This is a genomic window from uncultured Gemella sp. (assembly GCF_963525875.1).
GTDB lineage: Bacteria > Bacillota > Bacilli > Staphylococcales > Gemellaceae > Gemella.
This window is the reverse complement of the sequence record NZ_CAURMG010000003.1, coordinates 70,689-80,185: the sequence shown is the minus strand read 5'-3', so window position 1 is coordinate 80,185 and position 9,497 is coordinate 70,689. Positions and strand designations below refer to the sequence as shown.

At 30.7% G+C, this 9,497-nt stretch carries 11 protein-coding genes and 1 pseudogene; 4 read left to right on the top strand and 8 right to left on the bottom strand.

The window, feature by feature from the left end; all coding sequences use genetic code 11:
• The 3 genes from RWQ73_RS01210 to treR all read right to left on the bottom strand — a co-directional run.
• On the bottom strand, positions 1–637 hold a 637-nt coding region (locus tag RWQ73_RS01210; protein ID WP_314406319.1), incomplete at its 3' end, for a ribonucleotide reductase N-terminal alpha domain-containing protein.
• Positions 624–1,004: a class Ib ribonucleoside-diphosphate reductase assembly flavoprotein NrdI gene (gene nrdI, locus RWQ73_RS01205; protein WP_314406317.1), complete on the bottom strand. Its 381-nt coding sequence runs from the start codon at positions 1,002–1,004 to the stop codon at positions 624–626. The genes nrdI and RWQ73_RS01210, both read right to left, overlap by 14 nt.
• A 446-nt stretch (positions 1,005–1,450) precedes the next feature.
• Complete coding sequence (gene treR / locus RWQ73_RS01200; protein ID WP_314406315.1) at positions 1,451–2,173, bottom strand: trehalose operon repressor; 723 nt, start codon at positions 2,171–2,173, stop codon at positions 1,451–1,453.
• A gap of 193 nt (positions 2,174–2,366) precedes the next feature.
• On the opposite strand from treR, the gene RWQ73_RS01195 reads away from it, so the two are divergent.
• The 4 genes and pseudogenes from RWQ73_RS01195 to RWQ73_RS01185 all read left to right on the top strand — a co-directional run bounded on the left by RWQ73_RS01195 (position 2,367) and on the right by RWQ73_RS01185 (position 4,371).
• Positions 2,367–3,032: a DUF1461 domain-containing protein gene (locus RWQ73_RS01195; protein WP_314406314.1), complete on the top strand. Its 666-nt coding sequence runs from the start codon at positions 2,367–2,369 to the stop codon at positions 3,030–3,032.
• 83 nt (positions 3,033–3,115) lie between these two features.
• Positions 3,116–3,430 (top strand): annotated as a pseudogene (locus RWQ73_RS07965) (DUF5011 domain-containing protein); the annotation flags it as partial.
• A gap of 12 nt (positions 3,431–3,442) precedes the next feature.
• On the top strand, positions 3,443–3,667 hold the full coding sequence (locus tag RWQ73_RS07960; RefSeq protein ID WP_399540950.1) for an immunoglobulin-like domain-containing protein: 225 nt from the start codon (positions 3,443–3,445) through the stop codon (positions 3,665–3,667).
• Between the two features lie 203 nt (positions 3,668–3,870).
• Positions 3,871–4,371 carry a universal stress protein gene (locus RWQ73_RS01185; protein WP_048802863.1) on the top strand — a complete coding sequence of 167 codons (501 nt, stop codon included), beginning with the start codon at positions 3,871–3,873 and terminating at the stop codon, positions 4,369–4,371.
• Positions 4,372–4,558: 187 nt separating this feature from the next.
• Here RWQ73_RS01185 and RWQ73_RS01180 read toward each other — a convergent pair whose 3' ends face one another.
• From RWQ73_RS01180 to dapA, 5 genes are all read right to left on the bottom strand, one after another.
• Positions 4,559–5,632, bottom strand: a complete 1,074-nt coding sequence (locus RWQ73_RS01180) for an alanine racemase (protein WP_314406312.1) — start codon at positions 5,630–5,632, stop codon at positions 4,559–4,561.
• Positions 5,633–5,735: 103 nt separating this feature from the next.
• Positions 5,736–6,893 (bottom strand): M20 family metallopeptidase, encoded by a 1,158-nt coding sequence (locus tag RWQ73_RS01175; protein ID WP_314406311.1) that lies wholly within the window; start codon positions 6,891–6,893, stop codon positions 5,736–5,738.
• Between the two features lie 17 nt (positions 6,894–6,910).
• A complete protein-coding gene (dapD, locus tag RWQ73_RS01170) occupies positions 6,911–7,612 on the bottom strand; it encodes a 2,3,4,5-tetrahydropyridine-2,6-dicarboxylate N-acetyltransferase (protein WP_204644466.1) in 702 nt (233 codons plus the stop codon).
• A 192-nt stretch (positions 7,613–7,804) separates the two neighbouring features.
• Positions 7,805–8,548 carry a 4-hydroxy-tetrahydrodipicolinate reductase gene (gene dapB, locus RWQ73_RS01165; protein ID WP_314406309.1) on the bottom strand — a complete coding sequence of 248 codons (744 nt, stop codon included), beginning with the start codon at positions 8,546–8,548 and terminating at the stop codon, positions 7,805–7,807.
• 2 nt (positions 8,549–8,550) lie between these two features.
• Positions 8,551–9,441: a 4-hydroxy-tetrahydrodipicolinate synthase gene (dapA, locus tag RWQ73_RS01160; RefSeq protein WP_314406308.1), complete on the bottom strand. Its 891-nt coding sequence runs from the start codon at positions 9,439–9,441 to the stop codon at positions 8,551–8,553.
• Between the last annotated feature and the right edge of the window lie 56 nt (positions 9,442–9,497).

The following is a 9,497-nucleotide window of genomic DNA, read 5'->3' as shown; positions in this document are numbered from 1 at the left end:
TAATACCTTTAATACTCTCACCACGTGCACGTAGTTTTGATAAGTTAATCGCAACACCGCCACCGATTTTCGAAAGTTGTTTAGCAGTTGAGTCGATATAGTTGATTGAGTTAAGTGAATCTCCTACTTCTAATAAGAAACAAGATACTAACTCACCACGACGACTTCTTCCTGAATTTAAGAATGTTGGCGTTGCAGGTTGTAATCTTTGCTCAAGCATAGAAATCATAAGTTCCTTAGCTAATTCTACATCACCATCACCTAAATACATAGCTACGATAAATACATGTTGATTAAAGTTTTCTAAGTATTGTTTTTTATCATTAGTTTTTAATGCATAATCTTTATAGAATTTACTTGCTGCCATGTAACTTTTGAATTCAAATTTAAAATTAGCAGCAAGCTCTAAACACTCAAGAATTTCATCTTCAATATATTTATCAAAAATATTATAATAGAAATTCTCCTCCACTAAATATTTAAGCCTCTTCATTTCTGAACTAAATTTTACAGTACGAAAGTCTACTTCACGAAGAAATTCTTCAATAGCCTCTATATCCTTTTCTAATTTAAAAAAGCCATTGTCACCTCTTTTAGTTACTTCATTATTTAGTTCAATGTGATTAAATTTCTCCATTCTCTACACTCTCCAAATATATTTTTTTAAATTTTATTAAGTCTTTTGTATTTCCGTGTAATTCTATCTTCATTAATAATGGTACGTTATATTCTTTACTAATTGTCTCTGAAGCATTGGCGAATCTTTTACCCCAATTCTTATTTCCACTACCAACTACACCTTTTAAATGTTTGTAATTTTTTTTCAAAAACTCCGCTACAGCTTCAGGAACATCTCCAAAGCCTATAGTAGGAGTAATCAAAATATAGTCGAAATCCACTTCATAATCAATATCCCACAAGTCAATAACATCTTCTTCAGGAATCTTACACATGTCTACAAATCTCTTACAATTACCTGTCAATGAAAACACAATTATCTTCATTTTACTTCACACTCCCACAAAATATTTCCGAAAATTATTTCCCGGAAATTTAAATGTTATATTTATTATACACTTTATTTCGGTATTTTTCAATGATTATTTTTCCACTAAAATCGTTTGTAATTTTTTTTCGAAATTTGTATATTTATTTAATATTCATAAAGTTTATTATCAACAGATTGACAAATAAATAATAAAAATACTATATAAAAAAAATTTATTTAAAAATTTTTCCTTTAAAATTTCAACAAAAAAAGGAGCGACTCTAAAATCGTGATTTCGGAGAAATCGATTTTGTCAAGTCACTCCCGCAAAGTTTATTAAGTGTCTTAAAAGCTTATTATAAAGCAAGTTTAGATATCAATAAACCAATGCGTCTCTGAATTCTCAGATGAACTTTCTTAAATTTTTGAACTTTTATATCAGTCCTTCTTTCTTCAATAATACTAATTTGATTTGCTTCCTCTTCTTCTAGCAAATTCAGAGAAATGAAACTTATCCACCCTATGACGACTTTCTGTGTAATGAAGGAAATCAGTACCCTCAGTATAAACATCGCTTCTTAATACTGCTATATGTTTATGACCATTCAAATCAATATATGTTAAATCTTCTTCGCTGACTGGTTCGATTTTGAAGTCCTTATTTCCATAAGAAATTTTAATTCCTAAATCTTTCTCCAAGTACTCATATAGAGATTCTTCTACACGTTCTGTTGGTATATTCTCTATTACATTCTTTCTAATATAATCTTTATCCAATATAACAGCTTCACCATCTACTATTCTTTGGCGAACAAGATAAATTAATTTTTCACCTTTCTTAACAAGACCCAGTCTTACTAAAAAATCTGGTGCTTCAACTTCTTCATTAACTAATACCTTAGTGATAGCTTCTACATCTTGAAATTGACGACGTTCTTTAAAACTTAAAAGACCTGTCACCGGTAAACGATATCTATGTACATCAAGAACAATAGATCCCTTACCTTGTATTTTATGAATATATCCATTTTCTAATAATAACAATAATGCTTTTCTTATAGTTTCCCTAGAAACATCATATTCTTTTGCAAGATCATTCTCACTCGGTAAAAGCGAATTAGACCTATATTGCCTATTTTCTATTTTTTCTCTTAACTCTAAATAGATCTTAAAAAACTTATTCATGATTTCCCCCAAAACAAATAACTATATGTATATATTTTACCATAATTCATACAAATATTAAACTTTTTTTACTCAAAAACTTTTATAATTTACATTTTTTTGTTAATTTGTGTAAATATGTAAACCAAATTTTATGGAAGCTTTATATCTTCAATAAAATTTATGTGATATAATATGAAGTGGAGGTGCTTAAATGAAAAAATACATAGTACAACTACTCATTATTATTGAAAATTTTTCACTATTTATTAGTGCAATTCTTGCTCTAATATTTTACAATTGTTTTAATTTAGATTTTTATAAAAATTTCTACACACAAGAAAATTTAGCCCCTAATATAGGAACAACATATGATAAATTAATAGATAATACTTCTAATCTTCTAGATTACCTTAACTACAAAGAAGAACTAAATACTTCATGGTATACACCTAAAGATATACAACATATGGTAGATGTAAGAACACTATACAGTATTAGCCATAAAATAATGATAATTTTTCTAATTGTATTCATTATTTCTACTATATTACTAGTAGTACTCTGTAAAAGTAATACAATATACTATATTTCTAAAACATTTAATAAAGTCCTACTATCATTTTTTGTGGTTATCGGAGGATTAGCTTGTATAATTTCATATAATTTCAATTCTTTCTGGATTAAGTTTCATCAACTTCTATTTTCTAATAACCTATGGTTATTGAGCCCTGATGAATCAAATCTAATTCAAATGGTTCCAGAAGAGTTCTTCATAAGTCTTATTACAAAAATAATAATTCACATCTTTATACTATTTATATCACTATTTATAATAAATTTTGTTATAAAGAAAAAAGCTAAAAACATTTCTATTTAAAACGTATTAAAAATTTTATTTATTATGATTATGTGATATAATAAATTTTAGTTTCAAATAAATAAATTATGAAAGGATACAATATGACTCAAAATGATAAAAATATTGTTACTGAAGATAAAGTAACATTTAGATTATGTGATGATTGCCTTGGTGTTAATCTTAAAACATTAATTCCAAAATTGAAAAAGAAAGCTCCAAATGCTGAATTTATCATAGGATGTCAATCATACTGTGGACCTGGACGAACTCAAACATTCACACTAGTAAATAGTAGGATCTGTATTGCTGATACTGAAGTAGAATTAATGCCCTTAGTAGATGAAAAACTTCGAGATCGTATGAGTGCCGAAGATGAAGAAAAATACAGAAAGCGTCTTGAACGTCGTCTTGAACGTACTTTCTACTTTATCATTCCTGAAAATGCCACAATTAAAGTTGGTGAACAAATAGATATCAGTTCCGAAGGAGTCATTGCACGTAAAGCTGGACAATCATATCTTGATGATTTGATTATTGAAGGAGAAGTTGATACTTCTACACCAGGAACTTATGAATTAGTATACAGAGTGACAATTGATAATAAAGAACATAAACGTAAAAGAACTATTACTGTAATTGATGAAAACGTGTAATCTATATTCATGAAAACAAAAAGAAAAGAATAGAAAATAAAATTATTTAAACCTGTAGGAAAAGAGCTATATAGTATCCACCTATAGGTTTTCCTTTGTTTTCATAAAATAAAATTAATACTACTTTTTTGTAAAATAGCGTTTACTTTTTTTGTAAATGTGTTATAATATAAGTAAAGACATAGAAGTCGGAGGTTTTGATCATGGAAAATAAATATTCTAAAATTTTAGTCGCAGTTGACGGTTCTAAACAAGCCGAGTGGGCATTTAAAAATGCTGTAGCTATTGCTCAGAGAAATGAAGATGCAGAATTATATATCGCTTCTGTAATTGATGCGACAATCGCAACTTCTGGTTTATCAGATCCATATATTTTCAACTCATTCTATAAACGTACTAAAGAATTAGTTGATAGCTATGTTGAATCTGCTAAAGAAGATGGACTAACTAAAGTATTCGGTATTGTAGAACAAGGTATTCCTAAAATTGTTCTAAGCGAAGATATCGTTGATGAAAAAGGTATTGACCTTGTAGTTTGTGGATCTTCTGGTTTAACTGGATTCAAACGTATGCTTATGGGATCAGTGTCTGAAGGTATCGTTAGATATGCTAAATCTGACGTAATCATCATTAAACAACGTTCTATCCCTGCGGATTTTGAAGCAACTATTGCTAAAAAATTCCAAGAGGAACAAGATAAATAAGATTTCTAAAATATTTAAATTAATACTTGTTAATTTAAATTCATTTAAAATTTTTCCTTTTTTAAAAGAAGCAACACATGGAATATCCTCAGTTGCTTCTTTGTTTATATTCGTAATATAAAAAATGAGAGTGCTTCAAAAATTGATTTCTTTGAAATTACGATTTTTTAAGCACTACCTATAATATTTAATATATTTTTTTTACTATTAAACTATCATAATTTAAGGCTGCAAGTTGCACAGAATTCGGGCCAAAATACTTTGTATAATCATGAAGTTGTTGCTTGTCATCATAAATATAAACCCTATCTCCGATACAATTTTCTTCACCTATTTCTACTACTAAATGACTCATCATCGTCGAGTAAATATTTCTCTCTTTGCCTTTAATTATACAGGTTTTTCCTTTTAATCTATCTCGTAGTATCCCATCACCATAGCCAATATTAACAACTCCTACTTTTTTATCAACATCAGCTATATAAGAATTAGAATACCCTATGCACTCACCTTTATTCAAGGTTACTATATTAATTATTTCACCATAAACAGTTATCGGGTTCCTGATAACTAGATTTTTTAGAGCAACTGGATTTTCCTTCACATTATAAGGCATAGCACCATAAAGAATAATCCCTAATCTCTGATGCGTTGTTTTCTCAAACGCACCATCACGTAAAAATGAAGCACTATTTTGCAAATGAATTACTTCAAAATCATGATGTTTTTGAGCTTCATTAAGAACCGCTAGCACCAATTCTTTTTCTTTTTCGTAAAAACCGTCAAATTCATCCGCAAAAGAAAAATGAGACCAAAATCCTTTTAATTTTAAATTATTTTTTTTACAAAATTCTATAATTTCTAATACTTCTTCAAGATTTTTTGCTCCAGCTCGTCTCATACTACCAGCAAATTCCAACTGTAATGTTAAACCTCTTACACTTTCAAGGTTTTCTTTTAAATATTCAAAGCTCGCAATATTTATCTCAATGTTGTATCGACTAACTAAATCAAAATCATAAGTTGGATTTAAAAGAAAGATATTAACATCCTTACCTAGTGTTTCTCTTATTACTTTGCACTCCTCTTCTTTTGTCGTTGCAAAGTAATTTATCCCTGCTTCTGAGTATAATTTTACACATTCTCTTAAATTTAAATTATACGCATTATTTTTAACCACGGCTATTATATCTTGTGCTCGTTCTTTTAAATTAATAGCATTTTGTCGTATATTATTGTAATTTAACTCAATCGTTGCCATAAAAAATCCTTTCTTTAATGAATGAGGGCAACTCAAAACTCCTGATTCTATAGAATCAATGTTATCGAGTCGCCCCCTACTTTCTACTCAAAATCAATAAGATTTACTCATTATAATATCTCAAAATACCAAGGTAATATTGAACACCTACTTTTAGTATTTTTTCATCGAAGTTGAAAGTTGGAGTATGTAATCCTGAAACATAGTTTTTCTCTTCATTTCTTAAACCTAAAAAACTATAGTTTATAGGGGATAATCTACTAAAGAATGAGAAATCTTCCCCGTATAGATAAGCTTCTTCTAACTCAATATAATCAATGTTTTCTTTTTCTATAACTTCTTTAATTACTTGATAAGGAACTTCATCATTAATTACCGCTGGATATCCTTCAGCAAAGTCAACACGAATACTTGCTCCAGTAAGATGTTCAAGCCCTACACGCGTATTTTCAATTGCAGCTTTGATTGTAGCTAAATCTTTCATACTATATGTTCTAATAGTTCCTTCTAGGTACGCATTCTCCGCAACGACATTCATCGCATCTCCACCATACATTTTACCAATATGAATAATATTAGTATTACGTGCTTTAGTGTGCAACGCATTAAGTTTTAGCATCTCCTGGAAGAACATTGTAGCCACGTTAAGAGCATCGATTCCAGTATTTTTTAAACCGACGTGAGCTGCACGCCCTTTAATATAAATTCTATATTCATTTGCACTAGCCATAATTTCTTTTGGTTTAGAAATAATATGACCTTCTGGATAATCTGGATTCATATGTAAGGCATAACTTGCTAAAATATTATACGGTGAAAAATCAAAATCACTGATTAATAAATTCCCACCACCAAAAGTTTCTTCAGCAGGTTGAAATACAAAAATACTATTTACCTTAGTATCGTTATTTTTATAATAATCAGCCGCTTCGATAACACTTCCTAAAAGCATAGTAGTATGTCCATCGTGACCACAAGCATGCATAACACCATCGTTATTAGATTTAAAATCAATATCATTCTCCTCTGAAATTGGCAGTGCATCAATATCCGCTCTAAATAAAATCGTATCATTAGTTTCTACACTTGCTTTAAAGATTACTACCAATCCTGTCTCAAGAGTTTCTTGATATTCTATACCATATTCTTTTAAAACACTAGTGATGAATTCTTTAGTCTTATATTCTTCCAAAGATAACTCTGGATTTTGATGAAGATGTCTACGCCATGATGTTAAATTCTCTTCAGTAATTACTTTCATCTTCTTTACCTACTTTATTATAAGTTTCTTAATTCTGCTATAATATCTACTTTTTCTTCAGCAACTTCACTACGTGTTTTAATTACTCTTGCCGGTACTCCCGCTACAACATCTCCACTAGCTACATCTTTTGTTACTACACTTCCAGCAGCAACAACAGCATTGTCTCCGATTTGAACCCCTTCTAAGATTACAGCATTAGCCCCGATAAGAACATTGTTACCTACACGAACTGGTGTCGCGTTAGCTGGTTCAATAACACCTGATAATACAGATCCAGCACCAACATGAGAATTTTCCCCAACTTCTGCACGTCCACCTAAAATAGCATTCATATCGATCATAGTGTTTTTACCAATTTTAGCTCCGATATTAATAACAGCACCCATCATAATAACCGCGTTATCTCCGATACTCACGTGTTCACGAATTGAACAACCTGGCTCAATACGAGCGTTAAACTGAGTTAAATCGATCATCGGTACACCACTATTACGGCGATCATTTTCTACACGGTGATTTACTACCACAGCTTTATTAGCTTCGTAAAATTCCACCCAATCAGCAAAATCTGCAAAAATAACTCTTGAATTTCCTTCTCCATAAACTTCTAAAGTTTCTGGAAATTCTACATCAGCGTTAAAATTAACGTAAACTTTTACCGGTGTTTTCTTTTTAGATGTTGCTATAAATTTAATAATCTCTTCTGTTGATTTCATTTCTTTCTCCTATTATCTACATGATTTTTTTCTATTTTATATCTAATTTTTACATATGTCAATCTAACTTTATTATAGTATTTTTTATTTAAGTGGTATACCGACCACTCTAATTATGAATATTCTTCCAAACTTTATATTAACGACTCAACACTACACCTTATAATATACCCTGAGTTGCTTCTGACTTTATTATTTTATACCTAATACATCTTTCATAGAATATAATCTAGGTTCTTCTACAGTATTAAGCCATTTTGCAGCTGTAACAGATCCTTTTGCGAACATTTTTTTACTTAAAGCTGTATGTTTAATCTCGATTACCTCATCTTCTCCAGCAAAAATTACTTCATGTTCACCTACAATAGTCCCCCCACGAACCGCATGAATTCCAATTTCTTTTTCCTGGCGTTTCATATCTCCATGACGACCATAAACTCTATTATAATTTTCTACGTTTTTAACCGCATCAACTAACATTTTTGCAGTTCCACTAGGTGCATCCACTTTTTTATTATGGTGTTTTTCAATAACTTCGATATCATATCCTAGTAGTAGTTCACTAGCTTTTTTCACTAATTCTACTAATACATTTACTCCTAGACTGTAATTCCCTGCGTAAACTACCCCTACTTGTGTCGCTAGTTCATCGATTAATTCTAATTCTTCTGGAGTGTGACCAGTTGTCGCTATTACAACTTTTGTTGCTGTGCGTTTTGCATATTCAACTAATTCAGCAGTTCCAGCATGATGTGAAAAATCAATAATCACATCAGCAGCCTTCTCTAAAGTTTCATATGAAGTATAAGTAGGAAATTTCTCCTCTAGTAATTCGCGACCAACTCCTGCAACAATTTCTATATCAGTACTATCTTGAATATAGCTTTTTAGAACTTGCCCCATCGTTCCATTATAACCACTTAATAAAACTCTCATTTTTACTCTCCTTGTAATGAATTAAGTCTTGCAATCTCTTGCTCTAATTTTGTCGCTAATGTTGGTGCAACATGAGTCATTGGTAGACGATAGTGACAAGCTGATTTTCCGATTAATTCTACACATTTTTTAACTGGCATTGGGTTTGGCTCAGCAAATAACATGTGAATGAAGTCTAAATATTTAAGTTGAAGAGCGAAAGCTTTATCTACTTGTCTTTCTAAAGCATATTTACACATTAAGTGCGTAGCTTTTGGATAAACGTTTGCTAAAACAGAGATTGTCCCTTTACCACCAGCTAAAATGATAGGTACATTGATGTCATCATTTCCTGAGTAAATATCAATTTTATCCCCTACTAAGTTTCTAACTGCTAAAGTATGAGCGATATCCCCTACGGCATCTTTGTATGCAACGATATTTTTGTGTTGAGATAAATGTAAAATAGTCTCAGGCGCCATAACTTGCCCAGTTCTTCCTGGTACATTGTATAGTACGATTGGTAAATCAACACTATTAGCAATTGCTTCGAAGTGTTCAATTAAACCTTGTTGGCTAGTTTTAATGTAATAAGGTGTTACTACTAATAATGCATCTGGTCCTAATTTTTCAATTTCTTGGCTTAATCTAATTGAGTGAGCTGTATCGTTAACCCCACTACCTGCGATAACAGGTACACGTCCTGCTACTCTATCAATGGCGAATTTAATTACCGCTACTTGCTCATCATCAGGCATAGTTGAACTCTCACCAGTAGTTCCCGCTACGATAATCGCATCTGTACCTTCACCAATTTGGAATTCAATTAATTCTCCAAACGTCTCATAATCTACACTTCCATCCTCGAAAAATGGTGTTACTATTGCTACTCCGCTTCCTGTATAAATTGTCATAATTTTATTCTCCTTGTTTCTATCTTATTTTATATATTCTTAATAATACTTTTTGT

Coding starts and splice junctions, on each gene's coding strand:
- nrdI (WP_314406317.1), bottom strand. CDS start 1,004: ATGAAGATAATTGTGTTTTCATTGACAGGTAATTGTAAGAGATTTGTA.
- RWQ73_RS01180 (WP_314406312.1), bottom strand. CDS start 5,632: ATGGCAACGATTGAGTTAAATTACAATAATATACGACAAAATGCTATT.
- dapB (WP_314406309.1), bottom strand. CDS start 8,548: ATGAGAGTTTTATTAAGTGGTTATAATGGAACGATGGGGCAAGTTCTA.
- RWQ73_RS01195 (WP_314406314.1), top strand. CDS start 2,367: ATGAAAAAATACATAGTACAACTACTCATTATTATTGAAAATTTTTCA.
- dapA (WP_314406308.1), bottom strand. CDS start 9,441: ATGACAATTTATACAGGAAGCGGAGTAGCAATAGTAACACCATTTTTC.
- RWQ73_RS01175 (WP_314406311.1), bottom strand. CDS start 6,893: ATGAAAGTAATTACTGAAGAGAATTTAACATCATGGCGTAGACATCTT.
- dapD (WP_204644466.1), bottom strand. CDS start 7,612: ATGAAATCAACAGAAGAGATTATTAAATTTATAGCAACATCTAAAAAG.
- treR (WP_314406315.1), bottom strand. CDS start 2,173: ATGAATAAGTTTTTTAAGATCTATTTAGAGTTAAGAGAAAAAATAGAA.
- RWQ73_RS01185 (WP_048802863.1), top strand. CDS start 3,871: ATGGAAAATAAATATTCTAAAATTTTAGTCGCAGTTGACGGTTCTAAA.